This is a genomic window from Streptomyces sp. NPDC017940, from assembly GCF_044328435.1.
GTDB lineage: Bacteria > Actinomycetota > Actinomycetes > Streptomycetales > Streptomycetaceae > Streptomyces.
On sequence record NZ_JBIRHJ010000010.1, the window covers coordinates 1 to 20,705 of the forward strand.

General features: G+C 71.7%; 13 protein-coding genes and 1 pseudogene. 4 read left to right on the forward strand and 10 right to left on the reverse strand.

Features of this window, described 5'->3' with window-relative positions; all coding sequences use genetic code 11:
• Window positions 1–102: 102 nt before the first annotated feature.
• From ACH4DX_RS30720 to ACH4DX_RS30735, 4 genes are all read right to left on the reverse strand, one after another.
• On the reverse strand, window positions 103–2,724 hold the full coding sequence (locus ACH4DX_RS30720; protein ID WP_398157523.1) for a [protein-PII] uridylyltransferase: 2,622 nt from the start codon (window positions 2,722–2,724) through the stop codon (window positions 103–105).
• The gene (locus tag ACH4DX_RS30725) at window positions 2,714–3,052 is read right to left on the reverse strand and encodes a P-II family nitrogen regulator (RefSeq protein ID WP_005311372.1); all 339 of its coding nucleotides are present in this window, start codon (window positions 3,050–3,052) and stop codon (window positions 2,714–2,716) included. The genes ACH4DX_RS30720 and ACH4DX_RS30725 overlap by 11 nt, the downstream gene beginning before the upstream one ends.
• Entirely contained in the window at window positions 3,049–4,413 is a 1,365-nt protein-coding gene (locus tag ACH4DX_RS30730) for an ammonium transporter (protein ID WP_398157524.1), read from the reverse strand. The genes ACH4DX_RS30725 and ACH4DX_RS30730 overlap by 4 nt, the downstream gene beginning before the upstream one ends.
• 205 nt (window positions 4,414–4,618) lie before the next feature.
• Entirely contained in the window at window positions 4,619–6,100 is a 1,482-nt protein-coding gene (locus tag ACH4DX_RS30735; protein WP_398123849.1) for a hypothetical protein, read from the reverse strand.
• Window positions 6,101–6,874: 774 nt separating this feature from the next.
• Between ACH4DX_RS30735 and ACH4DX_RS30740 the strand changes: the two are divergent.
• Window positions 6,875–7,513: pseudogene (locus ACH4DX_RS30740) on the forward strand (bifunctional DNA primase/polymerase); the annotation flags it as partial.
• A gap of 159 nt (window positions 7,514–7,672) precedes the next feature.
• Here the strand turns inward: ACH4DX_RS30740 and ftsY are convergent.
• Window positions 7,673–8,893, reverse strand: coding sequence for a signal recognition particle-docking protein FtsY (gene ftsY, locus ACH4DX_RS30745; protein WP_398157525.1), 1,221 nt, complete (start codon window positions 8,891–8,893; stop codon window positions 7,673–7,675).
• A 227-nt stretch (window positions 8,894–9,120) separates the two neighbouring features.
• Here ftsY and ACH4DX_RS30750 point away from each other — a divergent pair, with 227 nt between their 5' ends.
• Window positions 9,121–10,590, forward strand: a complete 1,470-nt coding sequence (locus tag ACH4DX_RS30750) for a purine-cytosine permease family protein (RefSeq protein ID WP_398157526.1) — start codon at window positions 9,121–9,123, stop codon at window positions 10,588–10,590.
• Window positions 10,591–10,710: 120 nt separating this feature from the next.
• Entirely contained in the window at window positions 10,711–11,682 is a 972-nt protein-coding gene (locus tag ACH4DX_RS30755) for an LLM class flavin-dependent oxidoreductase (protein ID WP_398157527.1), read from the forward strand.
• A 112-nt stretch (window positions 11,683–11,794) separates the two neighbouring features.
• Here ACH4DX_RS30755 and ACH4DX_RS30760 read toward each other — a convergent pair whose 3' ends face one another.
• The 4 genes from ACH4DX_RS30760 to ACH4DX_RS30775 form a co-directional block, all read right to left on the reverse strand.
• Entirely contained in the window at window positions 11,795–13,222 is a 1,428-nt protein-coding gene (locus ACH4DX_RS30760) for a sugar porter family MFS transporter (RefSeq protein ID WP_398123846.1), read from the reverse strand.
• Between the two features lie 302 nt (window positions 13,223–13,524).
• Complete coding sequence (locus ACH4DX_RS30765) at window positions 13,525–17,487, reverse strand: AAA family ATPase (protein ID WP_398157528.1); 3,963 nt, start codon at window positions 17,485–17,487, stop codon at window positions 13,525–13,527.
• 337 nt (window positions 17,488–17,824) lie between these two features.
• Window positions 17,825–18,028, reverse strand: coding sequence for a hypothetical protein (locus tag ACH4DX_RS30770; protein WP_030566910.1), 204 nt, complete (start codon window positions 18,026–18,028; stop codon window positions 17,825–17,827).
• A gap of 385 nt (window positions 18,029–18,413) precedes the next feature.
• Entirely contained in the window at window positions 18,414–18,695 is a 282-nt protein-coding gene (locus ACH4DX_RS30775) for an acylphosphatase (RefSeq protein WP_398157529.1), read from the reverse strand.
• Window positions 18,696–18,855: 160 nt separating this feature from the next.
• Here ACH4DX_RS30775 and ACH4DX_RS30780 point away from each other — a divergent pair, with 160 nt between their 5' ends.
• Window positions 18,856–19,962, forward strand: coding sequence for a CAP domain-containing protein (locus ACH4DX_RS30780; protein WP_398157530.1), 1,107 nt, complete (start codon window positions 18,856–18,858; stop codon window positions 19,960–19,962).
• Window positions 19,963–20,057: 95 nt separating this feature from the next.
• Here the strand turns inward: ACH4DX_RS30780 and ACH4DX_RS30785 are convergent, their stop codons facing one another.
• Entirely contained in the window at window positions 20,058–20,648 is a 591-nt protein-coding gene (locus ACH4DX_RS30785) for a flavodoxin family protein (protein ID WP_398123841.1), read from the reverse strand.
• Window positions 20,649–20,705: the final 57 nt, after the last annotated feature.

Consider the following 20,705-nt stretch of genomic DNA (forward strand, 5'->3'; position numbering starts at 1 on the left):
ATCCCGCCACGACCCCGCCACCCCCACAAACGGAAAGGCGAAAACGCCACCCCCACCCACGGAAAGGCGAAAACGGAGACCTGCACAGCACGCAGCCAACCCTCACCGCCGCAGAGCCACCTCCACCCCCCGAGCCACCTCCGCAGCCCGCTCCCCCGCCAACGGCCCCCCATCCACCCCGGTCACGTAAAAGGCATCCACCGCGTTGGCCCCCCACGTGGACACATGCGCACTGCGCACCCACACCCCGGCCGCCTCCAACGCCCGCCCGATCCGATGCAGCAGCCCCGGCGCGTCCTGGGCCCGCACCTCGATCACCGTCGCCCGCCGCGACCCCACCGCCGCCACGGTCACCCGCGGCGGCGGCGCCACGGCCCCCCGCCGCCGCGGATATGCCGCATCCCGCTCGGCGAGCCGCGCGGCGATGTCCAGCGACCCGTCCAGAGCCCGGACCAGATCGGCCCGCAGCCGCGCGGCGTCCGGCAGGGACCCGTACTCAGCGGCGACCCGCCACTGAAGCATCAGCACGGCCCCGGCCACCCCGTCCGGCAACTCGACGACCCGCAGCCCGGCGGTCCGCACGGTCAGCCGATGCAGGGCGAGCACCCCGGCGACGGCGGGCAACACCCCACCCTGCTCGGGCACGGCAACAAGCAACTCCACACCCAACGCCTCAACGGAAGAATCCCTACCAACGGGATGCCCACCAACGGGATGCCCACCAACGGGACCCCCACCACCGGAGCCACCCCCCACAGCCCGAAGAGCCACCACAGGCCCCCCGGCCCGCAGAGCCTCAACAGCAAGCCGCTCCTGCTCCGCACCCCCGGCGCCCCCAACACCCCCACCCGCCCCGCAAGGCTCCTCGGACGCAGACCCCCCGGCCAGCACACCCCCCACCCGCTTCACCAGATCGGCGACCAGCGCAGCCCGCCAGGACGACCAGGCAGCGGGCCCGGTGGCCAGCGCGTCCGCCGCGGTGAGGGCGTGCAGCAGTTCGAGGGTGCCGACCGAGCCCACGGCCTCGGCGACGGAGCGCACGGTGGCGGGATCGTCGAGGTCGCGCCGGGTGGCGGTCTCGACCAGCAGCAAGTGATGGCGTACGAGACAGGCGACGACGCCGACGTCCGTACGGTCGAACCCGATGCGCCCGGCCACGTCGCGGGCGATGACCTCTCCGGCGACGGAGTGGTCTCCGGGCCACCCCTTGCCGATGTCGTGCAGCAGGGCGGCGACGAGGAGGAGGTCGGGCCGCCCGACGCGCCGGGTCAGTGCGGCGGCGCGCACCGCGGTCTCGACGAGGTGCCGGTCGACGGTCCAGGTGTGGACGGCGTTGCGCTGGGGCCGGCACCGCACCCGCTCCCAGTCGGGCAGCAGCCGGGTGATGAGGCCCTCGGCCTCCAGGGCCTCCCAGACGAGGACGGTCGGCGGCCCGGCCCCGAGCAGCGTCACGAGCTGCTCGCGCGCCTCGGCGGGCCAGGGGACGGGCAGCGGCCGCACGGCGGCGGCCATGCGCCGCACGGCGTGCAGGGACAGGGGAAGCCCGGCCTGCGCGGCGGCGGCAGCGGCACGCAGGGGCAGCACCGGATCGCGCTCGGGCCGCGCGGCCCGGGCGAGGACGACTTCGCCGTCCTGCTCGACGACCCCCTCGGCGAGGGGCGACCGCTCACCGGCACCCCCCTTGCCGCCACCACGCTGCGCGCCGCCAGCACCGCCACCACCGCCACCACTACCACCCCCACCGAGCAGCCCACGCAACCGCGGCCGAGCCCGCCGCCCCCGCAGCACCCGCCCGACCTCGCGCCAGGTCACATCACTGGCGTACGAGACGGTGCGCGCCGCCTCGTACACCTGCCGGAGCAGGGCGTCGGCGTCGAGCAGGCCGAGTCGGGCGGCGACCTGGTCCTGTTCCTGGAGGGCGAGGCGGTCGGTGGCGCGCCCGGTGGTGAGGTGCAGCGCGTCGCGTACGTCGAGCAGCGCGCGCCGGGCGTCGGCGAGGCCCTCGCGGGGTGCGTCGGCGAGCCAGGAGGCGGCGACGGCGCGCAGCGCGGTGGTGTCGCGGAGGCCGCCCCTGGCCTCCTTCAGGTCGGGTTCGAGGAGGTGGCTCAGCTCTCCTTGGCGTGCGGCGCGCTGGTCGCACAGTTCGCGCAGTTCGGGCAGCCGCTCGGGGGCCTGGTTGCGCCAGTCGGCGAGGACGGTGGTGCGCAGGGCGGTGGTGAGCCCGAGGTCACCGGCGATGTGCCGGGCGTCGAGGAGGCCGAGCTGGACCTTCAGATCGCAGGCCGCGGTCTTGCGGGCCTCGGCGGGGGTGCGTACGGAGTGGTCGAGTGCGAGGCCGAGGTCCCAGACGGGGTACCAGATGCGGTCGGCGAGGGCGGCGACGACGTCGGCTCCGGCGGAGCCGTCGTGCAACAGCAGCAGATCGAGATCGCTGCGGGGCGAGAGCTCACCACGCCCGTACCCACCCACAGCGACAAGAGAAACCCCCTGAAGCCCACCGAGACCGAGACCGAGACCGACACCAGCACTCGCACCACCACCGCCACCAGCACCAGCACCAGCACCAACACCAACACCAACACCAACACCAACACCAAACAGCCCCCCGAGCCACTTGTCCGTCAACTCGGCGAGAGCCAACCGCCGCGGCGCCCCGGACACCGCCACCTCCTCCTGGAGAAGACGCAGCCGGGCCGCCGCGTAGCCGCGGGGACTACAGAGCATCCGGCCCCCGCTCCCCGGTACGCACCCGCACCGCCGTGTCGACGGGAACGCTCCAGACCTTGCCGTCGCCGATCTTGCCGGTGCGGGCCGCCTTGACGATGACGTCGACGAGCTGTTCGGCGTCGTCGTCCTCGACGAGGACCTCTATGCGGATCTTCGGTACGAGGTCGACGGTGTACTCGGCGCCGCGGTAGACCTCGGTGTGCCCGCGCTGGCGCCCGTAGCCGCTGGCTTCGGTGACGGTCAGGCCCTGGACCCCGAAGGCCTGGAGGGCCTCCTTGATCTCGTCGAGCCGGTGCGGCTTGACGACGGCGGTGATGAGCTTCATGCGTCCACCTTCTTGTTCTTCGGCGCCGCCGACGAGGCGTCCTTGACCGGTCCTGGCACGGCGGGCGCGGTGCGCGGAAGGGTGCCGCCGCCCGCACCACTGAAGTCGTACGCGGTCTCGGCGTGCTGGAACTGATCGATGCCGCCGACCTCCTCGTCCTCGTCGACCCGCATCCCGATGGTCCTGTCGATCAGGAGGGCGAGGACGGCGGAGGCGACGAAGGAGTACGCGAGGACGGCGCCGACACCGGCGGCCTGCTTGCCCAGCTGTTCGAGACCGCCGCCGTAGAGGAGTCCCTGCGCCTCGGACTGGCCTCCTCCGGTGGCGAAGAGGCCGACGAGGAGGGAGCCGACGATGCCGCCGACGAGGTGGACACCCACGACGTCCAGGGAGTCGTCGTAGCCGAACGTGAACTTCAGGCCGACGGCCATGGCGCACAGGAGTCCGGCGACGGCACCGATGGCGATCGCGCCGAGGGGCGAGCAGGAGCCGCCGGACGGGGTGACGGCGACGAGTCCCGCGACCGCGCCGGAGGCGGCGCCGAGGGTGGTGCAGGCGCCGTGCCGGATCTTCTCGTACGCGAGCCAGGCGAGCATCGCGGCGGCGGTGGCGATCTGGGTGTTGAGGAACATCAGCGCGCCGACGCCGTCGTCGTTGCCGAGCCAGGAGCCGGCGTTGAACCCGAACCAGCCGAACCACAGCAGTCCGGCGCCGAGCATCACCAGGGGCAGGCTGTGCGGGCGCATCGGGTCCTTCTTGAAGCCGACGCGCTTGCCGATGACGAGGATCACGCCGAGGGCGGCGGCCCCGGCGTTGATGTGCACGGCGGTGCCGCCGGCGAAGTCGATGACGCCGAGTTCGAAGGCCCAGCCGCCGGTGCCCCAGACCCAGTGGGCGACGGGGAAGTACACGATCGTCGCCCACAGCGCGACGAACAGCGCCCAGGCGGTGAACTTCACGCGGTCCGCGAGGGCGCCGCTGATCAGCGCGGGGGTGAGGACGGCGAACATCAGCTGGAACACGGCGAAGACGTAGACGGGGATGGTGTAGCCGTCCCACAGCTGGTCGATGCCGATGCCGCCGAGGCCGACGTAGTCGCCGTCCCAGCCGACGAGGCTGCCGTGGTCGGTGCCGAAGGCGACGGAGAAGCCGTAGAGCACCCACAGGACGGTGACGATCCCGAGGCTGATGAAGCTCATCATCAGCATGTTCAGGGTGCTCTTGACGCGGACCATGCCTCCGTAGAAGAAGGCGAGAGCCGGCGTCATGAGCATCACCAGGGCGGAGCAGATCAACATGAATCCGGTGTTGGCGGCAGACAGCTGTGGGGCGTCTGCGGCAAGCGTGATGCCTGGGGGCATCGGCGTCTCCTCGTCGTCGGATACGGCCCGTGCGGCTCGATGCCTCAGCGGCGAGGACGGTGGGCCGGTTATGCGGCACGACATTGGCGGAGCGCGGTTTCGGCCGGCGCCGCTCGATGTTTCGCCGCAGTGACGAAGGAGTCAGACGTGTTACGCGCCGGTGAACGACGTGTCATCCGGGTGAGTGCGCGCACCGGCGGACGGTTCAGCAGCCGGCTTCTGCGGTTTCCGGCATGTCGACGGCGAGCCGCTCGGTCAGCTGGACCACTTCCGGCACGTCCCCGAAGTCGCGCAGGGCGTTGGCGACGGTCTTGCGCAGTCGGGTGTTGACCCGCTCGGAGCGCACCTTCTTGGCGATGTCCAGGGCCTCGCCCGCGAGCAGCGCGCTCTGCTCGGGCTCCCGCTGGAGCAGATGGACGGTGGCCATGCCAATCAGGTTCAGTGCGTACGACCGCTGGTGCTCGGGGTCGTCGCCGAAGAGGGCGACGGCGCGGTCCATGACGGGCTCGGCCAGGGAGGCGTACGTGGGACTGCGGCCCGCCACATAGGCCAGGTCGCGGAAGGAGTGGGCGTTCTCGCCGTTGAGCTCCGCCTCGGAGAAGAAGCGGATCCAGTCGGGCTCGGGCTGGTCCCAGTCGTCCGCGTCGGCGAAGGTCTCCTCGGCCATGCGGACGGCCCGTTTGCAGCGGCCGGGCTGGCCCATTCCGGCGTAGGCGCGGGCCTCCATCGCATACAGCATCGACTGGGTGCGGGGGCTCGCGCAGTCGCGGCTGCCGTACTGCGCGAGGTGGATCAGCTCCAGGGCGTCCTCGGGGCGGCCGAGGTGGATCATCTGGCGGCTCATGCTGGACAGGACATACGACCCGAGGGGCTTCTCGCCTGCCTCCTTGGCGGCGTGCAGGGCCAGGACGAAGTACTTCTGGGCGGTGGGCTGGAGCCCCACGTCGTAGCTCATCCAGCCCGCCAGTTCCGCCAGCTCGCCCGCGACCCGGAACAGGCGCTTGGCGGTGGCCTCGGGCTGGGGTTCCTGGAGCAGGTCGGTCACCTCGTGCAGCTGGCCGACGACGGCCTTGCGGCGCAGCCCTCCGCCGCACTGGGCGTCCCACTGGCGGAACATCACCGTCGTGGACTCCAGGAGGTCGAGCTCCGGCTTGGAGAGGCGGCCCGGGCGGCGCGGCACGAGCTGCGCCTCGGGCTCGCTCACGACGGGGGCGGAGTGGCCGGGCACGAGCCAGCGCTGCATGGGCTCGATGAGGGCGGGGCCCGCGGAGAGGGCGAGCGAGGTGCCGAGGAAGCCGCGCCGCGCCAGCATCAGGTCGCTGCGGCTGAACTCGCTGATGAGCGCGACCGTCTGGGGGCCCGTCCAGGGCAGGTCGACGCCGGACACCGAAGGCGACTGGTGGGCGGCGCGCAGGCCGAGGTCCTCGACGGCGACGACGCAGCCGAAGCGCTCGGAGAACAGCTCGGAGAGGATGCGCGGGATGGGCTCGCGGGGATTCTCGCCGTCGAGCCAGCGGCGGACGCGGGAGGTGTCCGTGGAGATGTGGTGGGCGCCCAACTGGCGCGCCCTGCGGTTCACCTGCCGTGCCAGCTCGCCCTTCGACCAGCCGCTGCGCACGAACCAGGAAGCGAGCATCTCATTGGGGCGCTTCTCGGCGTTCGTACCGCTACCGCTACTGCCGCCCACTGGAACGCCCCCATCCTTCGCACCACTTGTTCGCGATCCACGTCAAGCCCTAACAGAATGCCGTGCGTTGCGGCGATCCGTCATGTGAATGTCACCCTTCGAACGGGATGCCGACTTGCCTCCGGCATACCCACGGGTGTGTCAAGCCCGGGCCGTGTACTCAACGTAATCCTACGATCACCGCTCCCGCGAGGGTCGATGCGGAAACGCCACCATTCGCCACCCCTTCGAATGAACTCCCGGCCCGCTGCACACGATTGACTTGACACTCCACTACCGAAAGTGGGCGGAGCGGAGCACACAGGGGCGCGGACCACGGAGTACACCACCCGTAAAGCCTCCAGAAGCCGGTACGGGCCGACGACCATGAACAGGCATGTCGGCGAATGTCGGCGAGAGTCGAGTTGAACCGGCTCGAGATGTGCTCAACGCGCTCAAGGGCGGAGGGTCACGGTCCGATCCCTTACGTAACCACCGCAGAATCGACCCGTTGGAGGGGGCATGGGCTTCACGATCGGCGGCATCCGGGGAACCAAAGAGCCCCGGTCCGGTGTCCAGGGGACGAACGAGACGGACGAGATAAACGAGACGGACGAGACGGACGAGACGGACACAGCACCGCGTGCCTCGCGCGGCGCACGGGACCCGCGGGGCGCACGGGGCCTACCGGACCCCCGGGACCAGCGGCGCCAGGGGGAGCCCGAGGAGCCGCATGGCACCGAGGAGACCGCCCGGCCGCAGCCCACCGATGAGGCCAGGGACGCCAAGGAGGCGAGGGAACCGCGCCCGGCGTCCCGGCGCCGCTGCCGTGCGGGCGGCGCCCCGGAGTGCACGGCCGTCGCCGAGTACACGGGCCTGTGGGGCTGGTCCGCGGTGCCCGGCGCACGCGCCCAGGACGGCCGCTGCTCCTGCGGCAGGGCGGACTGCCCGGCCCCCGGCGCCCACCCCCTCGACCACGCCCCCGAGATCCCGGCCGGTGCCACCCTCGGCGAGGTGTCCGCCGCCTGGGCGCAGTTCCCCGGCGCGGCGGTGCTGCTGCCGGTCGGCCGTGCCTTCGACGTCCTGGAGGTGGCCGAGACCGCGGGGCGCCGCGCGCTGGTGCGCCTGGAACGCATGGGCGTGCCGCTCGGCCCGGTGGCCGCGACGCCGGACGGCCGCACGCACTTCTTCGTCGCCCCCGGCGCCGCCGCCGAACTCCCCCAGCTGCTCTACCGCATGGGCTGGGACGACGCCGACCTCGACCTGCACGGCCTGGGCCCGGGCAGCCACATCACGGCACCGCCTTCCGACCGCGGCGGCCTCGGCCCGGTCCGCTGGCTGCGCTCGCCCGACCCGGCCTCCGCCGCGGGCCCGCCGCACGCCCGCCTCCTCCTCGGCACCCTGGCCTACGTCGCCCACCGCTCACCCGCATAGGCCCCGCACGGGAAGTCCGGCGGTTCTCCGCGCCGTCACGCCGCCACACCGTCAGGCCGCCACGCCGCCCGGCCCGCACCGCGCACACGGAAGGGCCCCGCTCCCGGCTGCACCCCGGGGCGGGGCCCTTCTCCCGTGCACGGGCGCGGGCGGCGGCGCTCAGTCGCCGAGCAGCGCGTCGACGAACGCCTCCGGCTCGAAGGGCGCCAGGTCGTCGGCGCCCTCGCCGAGGCCGACGAGCTTGACCGGCACGCCGAGCTCGCGCTGGACCGCGACGACGATGCCGCCCTTGGCGGTGCCGTCGAGCTTGGTGAGGACGATGCCGGTGATGTCCACCACCTCGGCGAAGACGCGGGCCTGCACCAGGCCGTTCTGGCCGGTGGTGGCGTCGAGGACGAGCAGGACCTCGTCGAGCGGCGCGTGCTTCTCCACGACGCGCTTGACCTTGCCGAGCTCGTCCATCAGGCCGGTCTTGGTGTGCAGCCGGCCCGCGGTGTCGATGAGGACGACGTCGGCGCCCTCGGCGATGCCCTCCTTGACGGCGTCGAAGGCGATCGACGCCGGGTCGCCACCCTCGGGCCCGCGGACCGTGCGGGCGCCGACGCGCTCGCCCCAGGTCTGCAACTGGTCGGCGGCGGCCGCGCGGAAGGTGTCGGCGGCGCCGAGGACGACCGAGCGGCCGTCGGCAACCAGGACCCGGGCGAGCTTGCCGGTGGTGGTGGTCTTGCCGGTGCCGTTCACGCCGACGACCATCACGATGCCGGGGGTCTCCAGGCCGGACTCGGTCTTCACGACGCGGTCGAAGTCCGTGCCGAGGAGCGAGAGGAGCTCCTCGCGCAGCAGCGCGCGCAGCTCCTCGGGGGTGCGCGTGCCGAGCACCCGCACGCGCTCGCGCAGCCGCTCGACCAGCTCCTGGGTGGGGGCGACGCCGACGTCGGCGGTCAGGAGCGTGTCCTCGATCTCCTCCCAGGTGTCCTCGTCCAGGTGCTCGCGCGAGAGGAGCGTGAGCAGGCCCTGGCCGAGCGCGTTCTGGGAGCGCGAGAGCCGGGCGCGCAGGCGCACCAGGCGGCCCGCGGTGGGCTCGGGGGTCTCGATGTCGGGCGCCGCGGGCGGCTCCTCGACGACGGGCGCGGACGCCGACGGCTCGGCGACCGGCAGATCGACTTCCTCGATCGTGCGGCGCGGCTCGTCGCGTGGCTTCTCGGCCTCGTCGCCGACGTGCGGTTCGGTCGGCGGGGCGGTGATGGTGGGGGTGACAGAGGGGGCGGAGGGGGCCTTCGCGCCGGGCAGCCGCTTCTTCTTGCGGCTGCCGACGACCAGCCCGCCGAGCGCACCGACCACGACCACGGCGATGACTACAGCAAGGATGACGATTTCCATAACCCACCCAGTATCAGTCATGGGCCCTTTCGGCAGCTCTCTTGTGTCTTCCTCCAAAGGACATACGCCACTAGCCGCCATTACTCGGACTAAAGTACGATGGAAGAGCCCGCGTCAACGCGCGTAGAGTCCCCTCTGATTCATCAGCCGTTCCATCGGGCTGATCTCCCCCACCGGCCGGCGACGACGTCGACGCAAGCCGAGCGAGAGGCACGGAACCACCCCTCATGAGCACCACCGCCGAAACCGCCGAACACGAAGGCGCCCTGGAGACCCGCGGTCTTGAACCCGTGCCGGACTCCGAGCGCCACGGCAAGACCCGTGAGCTGTTCCCCACCTGGGTGGCCGCCAACATCAGCGTTCTGCTCCTGACCATGGGTGCCGGCCTCATCGTCTCGAACAAGCTGAACTTCTGGCAGGTCCTCGTCGTCGCCCTGGTGTCCCCCGTGCTGAGCTACGGCCTGGTGGGCCTCGTCTCCATCGCGGGCAAGCGCGGCGGCTCGCCGGGCATGACCCTCTCGCGCGCGGTCTTCGGCCAGCGCGGCAACCTCTTCCCCGGCGCGCTGATCTGGGTCGCCCGCTGGGGCTGGGAGACGATCAACGCGGTAACGGGTGCGTACGCGATCCTCACCGTTCTCGACATCTGCTTCGGGGTGAAGGCGAACACCGCCCTGAAGGTCGTCACGCTCCTCGCCTTCGTCGCCGCGACGTTCCTCATCTCGGGCCTCGGCCGCAAGGTGCTGCACGTGTGCAGTACGTGGTCGACGTATCTCTTCGGCGCGTTCAGCGTCCTGGTGCTCGTGTATCTGCTCACGGACACCGACTGGTCCGAGGTCTTCGACCAGCCCGCGGGCTCCACGGCGATGATGATCGCGGGCATCGGCACGATCGCCGCGGGCGGCATCAGCTGGGTGCCCACCGGCCCGGACTTCACCCGCTACCTGCCGCGCACGGCACCCAACAAGCCGCTGGTCGGCCACGCCGTCGGCGGCGCCGCGATCGTCGTCGTCCCCATGGTCCTGATGGGCGCCGTCATGGCCGTCTCCACGCCGAGCCTGTCCTCCGCGCAGGACCCGGTCGCCTTCCTCGGCGACCTGCTGCCGACCTGGATCGCCGTGCCGTACCTGATCATGGCCCTGATCGGCATGCTCCTGATCAACTCCATGTCGATGTACTCGGCGGGCTTCACCGCCATGACCCTCGGCATCAAGGTCCCGCGCGCGTGGGCGGTCAGCGTGAACGCGATCATCAGCCTGATCTTCGGCTACCTCCTGATGAACGTGGCGACCAGCTTCATGGGCTCGTTCATCTCCTTCCTGACCCTGCTCGCCGTCGCCTTCTCCGCCTGGATCGGCGTCTTCGGCATCGACATGCTGCGCCGCAAGAGCTACGACGGCGAGGGCCTGATGGACACCAAGCGCACCAGCGTCTACTGGTACCGGGCGGGCTTCGCCTGGCAGGCCATGACGGCCTGGGCGGTGGCGCTCGTCGTGGGACTGCTGTTCACCAAGGTCGACTGGTTCTCCGGCCCGCTCGCCTCGTCCTGGATCGGGCGCAACGGCCTCGGCTGGCTCGTCACCATCGTGGTGGCGGCGGTCCTGTACGGGGTGCTGCCGCGGCAGCCGCTCGTCGGGACCGGCGCGACCGCGGCGGCCGCACCGGCCGCACGCCCGGACGCCACACCCACCAAGGCCTGAGCCCCGACCCCCTGACGACCCTGGTCATCTGACGCTTCGTCAGTTAACGTCCCCCTCCACTGCCCACGGTTCGCCGTCCCGGTGAAGCCCGGTGAAGCCCGGTGAAGGGGGACGTTTCGCATGCCCGTCTCAGTCGTTCGCTTCAACCTCGTCGACCCCGTCGCGGACGCCCTCGGGGAGCGCTACCGCGCCGCCGTGGAGATGGCCGCGTACGCCGACGAGCACGGCGTGAGCACCGTCCAGACCGAGGAGCACCACGGAGCCGCCAACAACTGGCTGCCCTCGCCGTTCGCCTTCGCGGGGGCGGTGTTCGGGGCGACGCGGCGGATCGCGGTCACCGTGTCCGCGGTCATCGGGCCGCTGCACGATCCGCTGCGGCTCGCCGAGGACATCGCCGTACTGGACCTGTTGAGCGGCGGCAGGCTCGTCACCGTCGTGGGGATCGGCTACCGGCCCGAGGAGTACGCGGCCTTCGGCGTCGAGTGGACGCGGCGCGGGCGGCTCCAGGACGAGCTCCTCGACACCCTGCTCAAGGCCTGGACCGGCGAGGCGTTCGACTATCGGGGCCGCACCGTGCGCGTCACCCCGCGCCCGGGGACACGGCCGCACCCGCTGCTCCTGGTGGGCGGCTCGTCGAGGGCTGCGGCCCGTCGCGCGGCCAGGTTCGGCCTGCCGTTCTTCCTCAGCGCGCACCTGCCCGGCCTTGAGTCGTACTACCACGACAGGCTCGCCGAGTACGGCACCGAGGGCTGGACGATGATGCCCGGCGCCGAGACCCCGCTCCTGCACCTCTCCGAGGACCCCGACCGCACCTGGGCCGAGCACGGCGAGCACTTCCTGCACGAGGCGCGGACCTATGCGTCCTGGCAGTCCGAGGACATCCGCTCCGCGGTGCGTTCGGCGGCGACCACGGTCGGGGAGCTGCGCGCCGAGGGCGTGTACCGGGTGCTCACGCCCGACGCCTGCGTGGCGTTCGCCGAGGGCGGGGCGACTCTCGTGCTGCATCCACTGGTCGGCGGGATGCCGGTGGACGAGGGCTGGCGGAGTCTGCGCCTGTTCGCCGAGCGGGTGCTGCCCGCCGTCAAGGAGTAGCGCCCTTCCAGGAATAGCGCCCTTCTTTTGAGGAGGGCGAAAAACCGCTGCCCCGGCTCGGGCGTGGGCCCGGGCCGGGGCAGCTTCCGCAGGAGGGGAGGGGCAGCGGGGTTCAGCCCATCTCCTCCAGGGTCTTGCCCTTCGTCTCCTTGACGAACTTGGCGACGAAGGGGATCGAGAGCGCCGCGAAGGCGCCGTAGATGATGTACGAGCCGGTCAGGCTCCACTCCGACATGCTCGGGAAGGTCTTGGTGATCGCGAAGTTGGCGAGCCACTGGGCCGAGGCCGCCACACCGAGCGCCGCGGCACGGATCCGGTTGGGGAAGATCTCGCCGAGCAGCACCCAGACCACGACGCCCCAGGACAGTGCGAAGAAGAGCACGAAGGCGTTGGCGGCGATGATCGCGACCAGGCCCTGGCCGTGCGGCAGCGAGACGTCGTCGCCGGATCCGGAGCGGTAGGAGAACGCCCAGGCCATGGTGAACAGCGCCACGGCCATGCCCGCCGAGCCGATCAGGGCGAGCGGCTTGCGGCCGATCCGGTCGACGAAGATCATCGCGATGACCGTACCGACGATGTTCACGATCGAGGTCTCGAAGGAGTACAGGAACGAGCTGCTCGGGTCGTGCCCGATGGACTGCCACAGCTGGTTCGAGTAGTAGAAGATCACGTTGATGCCGACGAGCTGCTGGAAGACCGACAGGAAGATGCCGATCCAGACGATCGGCAGGAAGCCGAACCTGCCGCCGAGGAGATCCTTGAACGTCGACTGGTGCTCGCGGTGCATCGCCGTCTCGATCTGGGCGGCGCGCGCGTCCACGTCCACCGTGGAGCCCTCGACCTCGGCGAGCACCTTCTTGGCCTCGGCCTGCCGGCCGACGGAGATCAGAAAGCGCGGGGACTCGGGGATCGCGAAGGACAGCAGGCCGTAGAGGAGGGCCGGGATCACCATGACGCCGAGCATCCACTGCCAGGCCTCGAGCCCGCCGATCTTGCCGCGCTGGTCGCCGTCCGCCATGTTCAGGATGCCCCAGTTGACGAGCTGGGAGACGGCGATGCCGATGACGATGGCGGCCTGCTGGAAGGCGGCGAGGCGGCCGCGGTAGGCGGGCGGCGCGACCTCGGCGATGTACGCGGGGCCGATCACGGAGGCCATGCCGATGCCGAGCCCGCCGATGAAGCGCCACATGGTCAGGTCCCACGCGGCGAACGGCAGGGCCGAGCCGATGGCGCTGATCGCGAACAGGAACGAGGCGATCTGCATCACCCGGATGCGGCCGATGCGGTCGGCGACGCGACCGGCGATGGCGGCACCGACGGCGCAGCCGAGCAGGGCGGTGGCGATGATCCAGCCGAGCGTGTCGGCGTTCACGTCGAACTTGCCCTGGATGGCGACGGTCGCGCCGTTGATCACGGAACTGTCGTAACCGAAGAGGAATCCGCCCATCGCGGCTGCCGCCGTGATGAAGATGACATGGCCGAGATGGTCCGGGTGGGCCTCCCTGGCCCCGGGCTGCGGCGGCTGCGCTGTGCTGGTCACGTGTTCTCCTCGGGCCACCGGCTGCGTTGCCGGTGTGGGGGTGAGAGCTCTTCAAGTGGCGCACAACTTCACGCCGCCCACCACCTGAAGGTAAAAGCAACGTTGCAGAGACTATGCCTTCAAGTTTCGAAGTCAATAGGGGGCGTGTTGTGCATGCGACGCACCCTGAGCGAAGTCAGTGTTCAGAGTTTGAACGCAGGGGGGACCGGATGGGTGAACCGGCAGCGCACAGTGGCAGCGGGTCTCGTCGCGCGGCCTCAGCGCGCGGCGTCAGCGGGTCTCGGCGCACCGCGGCAGCGGGTCTAGCGCAGCCGCTGGCTGATCACCTTGGAGACGCCGTCGCCCTGCATGGACACGCCGTACAACGCGTCCGCGACCTCCATCGTCCGCTTCTGGTGCGTGATCACGATGAGCTGCGAGGCCTCCTGCAACTCCTGCATGATCCGGATGAGGCGCTGGAGGTTGGTGTCGTCGAGCGCCGCCTCGACCTCGTCCATCACGTAGAACGGACTGGGCCGCGCCTTGAAGATCGACACGAGCATGGCCACGGCCGTCAGCGACCGCTCCCCGCCGGAGAGCAGCGAGAGCCGCTTGACCTTCTTGCCCGGCGGCCGGGCCTCGACGTCGACACCCGTGGTGAGCATGTTGTCGGGGTCGGTCAGGATCAGCCGGCCCTCACCGCCCGGGAAGAGCCTGCTGAAGACCCCTTCGAACTCCCGTGCCGTGTCCCGGAAGGCCTCGGTGAAGACCTGCTCGACGCGCTCGTCGACCTCCTTCACCACCTGAAGCAGGTCGGCCCGCGTCTTCTTGAGGTCCTCAAGCTGCTCGCTGAGGAACTTGTGCCGCTCCTCCAGGGCCGCGAACTCCTCGAGGGCGAGCGGGTTGACCTTTCCGAGCTGCTGATACGCCCGTTCGGCTGACTTGAGGCGCTTCTCCTGCTCGGCGCGGGCGTAGGCCTTCGGTTTGTTGCGGGGGTGTTCCGGGTCGTCGGGCAGTTCCTCGCCCTCGGCGGGCGGCGAGGGCGGCACGAGCTGATCGGGTCCGTATTCGGAGACGAGCCCCGCGGGTTCCACACCGAGTTCCTCCAGCGCCTTGGTCTCCAGCTGCTCGATCCGCAGCCGCTTCTCAGCACCTAGTACCTCGCCGCGGTGAACTGAATCCGTCAACTTGTCCAGCTCGGCGTTCAGGTCACGGCCCCGGGTCCGCTCGGCGGCGAGCTCCCGCTCCCGCACCTCCTTGGCACGCTCGGCGGCGGCCCGCTCCTGCTCGGCCCGGACCAGGGAGACCTCCACGTGGGCGAGCAGCTGACGCGCGCCGGAGGCGACCGCGTCGGCGACGGCGGCCTCGTGGCGCAGCCGGGCGCGGCGCTGCTCGGCACGCGCGCGTGCCTCACGTTCGGCGCGGGCGGCGCGGTCGAGCGAGTCGGCACGTCCGGCGAGGCCCTTCACGCGCTCCTCGTGCGTACGCACCTGGAGCCGCGCCTCCATCTCGGTCTGGCGGGCGTTGGCGCCGTCGGCCGCGAGCCGGTCGCGCACGGCGGTGTCGGGCTCCTCCTCGGCCGGCATCTCCTGCGCGACGAGGAGCCGCTCGGCCAGTTCCTCGGCCTCCGCGAGCGCCTTGTCCAGGGCGTCCTGGGCCTTGGCGGCGGCGCCCGCGGAGCGCTCGGCCTCACCGGCGGCGCCGCGTGCCTGGCCCGCGAGGGACCCGAGGCGCTGGGCCACGGCCGACTTCTCGCGGTCGGCTGCGCGCCGCCGCTCCCCAAGGTCCTCGACGAGCGCGGCGCACTCCCGGCGCCGCTCCCCCGCGCGTTCCTGGGCCGTCGCCAACTTGTCGCACCGCACGCCGAGTTCGGTCAGCTCGGCCGCCGCCTCGTCGACGGAGGCCCGCACTTCGAGGAGGCTGGGGGCGCCCGCGGACCCGCCGTGCGCGAAGTGCGCCCCGAGCAGATCGCCCTCGGCGGTGACCGCCGTCAGCTCCGGGCGCGCGTACACCAGGTCCTCGGCGTCCTCCAGCGTGCCGACCACCACGATGTCCCGCAGCAGTCGCCGCACGGCAGGCATCAACTCGTCGGGCCCGCGGACGAGTTCGGCGGCACGGGGCGGCCCTCCGGCGTGCCGGTCCCGTGTGCGGGGGTACGGGGCGCCTTCGCCGCGCCGGTCCGGCGGTACGTCGTCGCGGGCGTCGCTTGCCGCACCCGTACCGGAGGCCGCGTGCGGGTGCGAGGGGTCTTCGCCGTGGGGGTCCTGTGTGCGGGGATACGAGGCGCCTTCGCCGCGCCGGTCCGGCGGTACGTCGCCGCGGGCGTCGCTCGCCGCACCGGTACCGGAGGTCACGTGTGTCGCGTCCGCCCTGTGCGCCGAATCCGCCCCATGCACCATGCCCGCCCCGCGCACCCCGTGCGCCGCATCCGCCGCCCCCGCGCCAGAAGCCCCCTCACCCACGGGCCCGCCCACCGAACGAAGGGAGGCAGCACCCAGCCCTCCACCGTCGCCACCCGCCACGGCGGACCCCGCGGCCCCCGGGCTCCGGTCGGGGTCCGCACAGGGCGCCCCCGCCAGCAACAGCGATGCCCGCCCCCCGTCCTGCTTGCGCAGCAGGCGGATCGCTTCTGCGGCCGATGCGGGTGTCGTCACGGCGACGGCGTCCGCGGCGGCGCCGAACGCCGCCGCCACCGGCACCTCGAAGCCCGGGGCCACGGAGAGCAGCTCGGCGGCGGGTCCGAGCAGCCCGGTGAGCCGGTCCTCGGCGGCGAGCAGCGCGCCGGAACCGTCCTTGCGGCGCAGTCCGAGAGCGAGGGCGTCGTGCCGGGCGGACACGGCGGCCCGCTCCCGCTCGGCCGCGGTGGCCGCCTCGCGGGTCGCCGTCAGCTCCGCCTCGGCCTCGGCGAGCCCACGGCGGGCCTCCTCGTGCCGCTCGCCGAGTTCCGCGTCGCCCGCGTCGAGCCCGTCGACCTCCGCCTTGAGCTGCTCGTACTGCTCCTGCGCCGTGACCGCGCGCTCCCGCGCCTCGTCCCTGGCCAGGGCGAGCCGGTCGATCTCGGCCTGCGCGGACGCGGCCCGGGAGCGCGCCGCGTTGACCTGCCCGCCGAGGCGTGCGAGCCCTTCGCGCCGGTCGGCGATGGCGCGTGCCGCGTCCTTCAGGCGCCGCTCCTCGGCGGCGAGCTCGCGTTCGAGGTCGGCGCGGTGGGCGACGGTGTCGTCGAGGGCGTGCTGGGCGGCTTCGAGGGCGGCTTCGAGTTCGGCCTCCTGCTCGCGGACGCGCGCGGCCTCCCGCTCCATGTCCTCGGGGTCGCGTCCGCGCCGCTCGTCGGCGGGGGCGGACCGGGCGCTGGTGACGCGGGCGTCCGCGAGCGAGATCGTGCCGCGTACCCGCTCGGCGAGCTGCGACAGCTCGTACCAGGTCTGCTGGGCCCGCTGGAGGCGCGGGCTGAGCCGCCGCACCTCGTCCTCGAGGGCCGCCTCGCGCTGGAGTGCCGTCTTCAGCTCGGCCTCCGCGGCGTCCTTGCGGGCCTTGAGCGCGGCTTCGTCGGCGACCTCCGCGGTCAGGGCCCGACGCATCCGTACGAGGTCGTCGGCGAGCAGCCGCAGCCGCGCGTCGCGCAGGTCGGCCTGGATGACGGCGGCGCGCCGGGCGACGGCGGCCTGCCTGCCGAGCGGCTTGAGCTGACGCCGCAGCTCGTCGGTCAGGTCCTGGACGCGCGCGAGGTTGGCCCGCATCGCGTCCAGCTTCCGCAGCGCCTTCTCCTTGCGCTTGCGGTGCTTCAGGACGCCCGCGGCCTCCTCGATGAAGGCGCGGCGGCCCATGGGGTCGGCGTGCAGGACGGAGTCGAGCTGGCCCTGGCCGACGATGACGTGCATCTCCCGGCCGATGCCGGAGTCGGAGAGCAACTCCTGGATGTCGAGCAGGCGACACGTATCACCATTGATCTGATACTCGCTGCCGCCGTTGCGGAACATGATCCGCGTAATGGTGACCTCGGCGTATTCGATCGGCAGCGCGCCGTCGGAATTGTCGATGGTCAGGGAGACCTCGGCGCGGCCGAGCGGTGGCCTGCCGGTCGTCCCGGCGAAGATGACGTCCTCCATCTTGCCGCCGCGCAGTGATTTGGCGCCCTGCTCCCCCATGACCCAGCTCAGCGCGTCCACGACATTGGACTTGCCGGATCCGTTCGGTCCGACGACGCAGGTGATGCCCGGCTCGAACTTCAGCGTCGTCGCCGACGCGAAAGACTTGAAACCACGCAGGGTGAGGGCCTTGAGGTGCACGCCGCGTGACTCTACCTTTCGCCGGGAGTTCACCGAGGAACGTGCGAGCAGTTTCACGGCGGAAGGTGCAGGGCACATCAGGTGTATGGCCCTGCCGGGCCAGGGAGGGAAAGAAAGAAGGGACGCCGAAGCGTCCCTTGCGGATCTCTCAGATCTGTTCGATCAAGCAGATCTCTCTGTTTCAGCGGCTGGGCACGGGCATCCTGACGGTGCGAATCCTGACTGCGCGATCGGCGCGATCGCAGGCATCGCGGTCCGCGACGTCACAGTTCAAGACGCCGCGGTTCAAGACGTCGCGGTCAGAGACATCCGTGTCGCCGGGTCGGGGTGGCGTGGGTCAGGTGAGCGCAGGCTCCGCCTGGGGTACGTCGATGCTCTCCAGGAGCGCGTCGTGAGAAGCGGCAGCCGCCAGCACGTCGTTCTCCGCCTGGATCCTGCCGAGCTCGGATTCCAGGTCCTGGACGCGCTGCTGGAGCCGTCGCATCTCGGCGAGGAGTCGCGGATCGCTGCCGCCGACGTAACCGAGAAGCGCCTTTGCCATGATGAGTGGTCCTCCACACTGAGTAACCGAACGAATCGGTGTGGGTCGTGAGGGAATCGCACCCGCGGTGCTTGGCACTCTTCAGTTCTTGCTGGGTGTTACTTGGCCGTTCTCACATGCCAAACAGCTAAGGTGCGCGGGGCTTCCAGAGTCTCACCAAAAAGTTTGACGGTCAACACGATCACGCCCCGTATTGACGGGCGACCCGGCGGCGCGCGGCGGTGGAACCTGCGGCGCGGCCTCGGCTGCGGGGCCCTGGGGGCGGTGAGATCATTCTTCATCGCGGAGCCTGTCACGGCAAGTGCTTCTTGGCAATCACCAGGCCTTTCCTGCCCCTGGCGGCTGCCGTCACCCCGCCCGCGGAGGGCTCACGGGCGGGCCCGGGTCAGCGGATGGCGAAGGATTCGTAACCACCGCGGGGCGTGTCCCAGATCTCAGTCACACCGTCGACGCGGCCGGGTGTGTCGCCGTTGTGCAGCCAGTCGAGGAGCTCCTGGCAGCCGCCGCGTGAACCTTCGGCGACCACTTGGACGCGGCCGTCGTCGAGATTGAGAGCAAAGCCACAGAGGCCGCCGATCTCCAGTGCCCTGGCCCGGGTGAACCAGCGGAATCCCACGCCCTGTACGCGGCCGCGCACCCAGGCGACGAGACGGACTTCTTCGTTCATGAGGTGCACGCTAACGGGCCGATCACTCAGGGAGCACTTCGCCCCCTTGCGCCATCGCGTACAGTCCCGACTCGACGAGCCTCACCCGTACGGGTGAGTCACTTGACCGTCACGACGACGCCGGGGCCGACACCGGGCGTCAGGACGAAAGGCCCACGAGATGGGACGCCACCGACGCTCCGCCACCGGCCGCGCCGCCCACGCCGCGACAACCCCGCCCGACAGCCACCCCGCCGACTCTTCCGCGGGCACCACGGGCACCACGGGCACGTCCGGTACCTCGTACGACATCGTCTACCGCGCCGAAGGTCCGCGGCGCGCGGCGTCGCACCGGCGCGGGCACCGGATGGCGAAGCCCGTGCGCACGGGTCTGCTCGGGGTCTCCGCGGCCGTCGCGATGGGCGCTGTCGCGGTCGCCGCCGGCCTGGTGCCCGGCGGTGGCACGTACTCGTTGGGCGGCGGTGACGAACCGGGTGCCATCCGCTCCGCGAGTTCCCCCTCCGGTCTCGACGTCCAGGGCGGCGGCGACGGTTCCGCGGAGCGCGGCGAGGCCACGCCGAGCCGCGGCAGCGGCCGCACCGCCGCCCCGGCACCGTCGACGTCCGCCGCGGAGCCCTCCGCGAAGCCGTCGGGCAAGGTGTCGTCCGCGCCGCCGAAGCCGAAGCCGCCCGCCGACTCCGGTGCCGACGAATCCCGCGATGTCCGCGACGAGGGCGGCGCCGGGAAGAAGGAGACCGGCAAGGACAAGGACCACGGCCGGGACAAGGGCAAGGGCGGGGACAAGGACCGGGGCGGGGACGAGGCGCGGCGCACTCCCGTTCCCGAGCCCACGCGGACCGAGAAGCCGAAGCCGAAGCCGCCGCCGGTGACCCGGCCGCCGGTGTCCGGCGAGACCGCGGCCGAGGCCGAGGTGCTCACGCTGGTCAACGAGGAGCGGGCCGAGGCGGGCTGCCGCCCGGTGCGCGCCGACACCGCCCTTGCCGACCTCGCCGGTGCCTTCAGTGCCGACATGGCCACGCGGGACTTCTTCGCGCACACCGACCCCGACGGGGCGACGCCGTGGGACCGCGCCGAGAAGGCCGGCATTGCGGGCCTGGGCGGCGAGAACATCGCCCGCGGCCAGGTCGACGCCCGGTCCGTGATGGCCGCCTGGATGGACAGCCCCGGCCACCGCGCGAACATCCTGAACTGCGACTACACGACGATGGGCGTCGGCGCGCACTTCGCGCCCGGCGGGCCCTGGTGGACGCAGGACTTCGGCTTCTGAGACAGCCGCAGGTCAGCGGGCTTTTCTGGGTCTCGCTGCCCCCGACTCGCGGGCGCTCGTCAGCTTCGCACCCCGGGCGGCCGGGGGTACCGGGCTCAGGCAGCGACCGCCGCGCGGCCCGCGGCGACGACGCGCGCGGTCTCTGTGACCCTGCGGCCGAGGTGCTCGGCCGTGGCGATGTCCGCCTTGTGCACGGCCTCCGGGCCCTCGTCCGCGTTCGTCTGGGCGGCGGCTCCGGCGAAGAAGCCGAGGCGGTTGAGGTCGTTCTCGGAGCCCTCGGTGGAGTTCCAGCCGGGCAGCAGGCCCAGGTTGACCCAGTGCATGCCCTGCTGCGCGGCGAGCGTCTGGAAGTACTGGAGGGTGTGCAGCTTGTCGCCGCTCTTGGACGCGGAGTTGGTGAAGCCCGCGGCGAGCTTGTCCTGCCAGGCGCGGGTGAACCAGCGCTTCGACGACGCCTCCGCGAAGACGTGGAAGGCGCCCGAGGCGGTGCCCATGTAGGTGGGCGAGCCGAAGACGATGGCGTCGGCCGCGTCCAGGAGCTCCCACTGCTCCTCGGTGATCTCGTCCACCTTGATCAGGTGCGCGGTGGCACCGGCTTCCTCGGCACCGGTACGGACGGCTTCCGCGACGACGGCGGTGTGGCCGTATCCGGAGTGGTAGGCGATGGCGACGACGGGACTGGTCATGGGGAGGTACTCCTCGGTCGATCGGGACAACAAGTCGGGACGACGGCTGTCGGGACG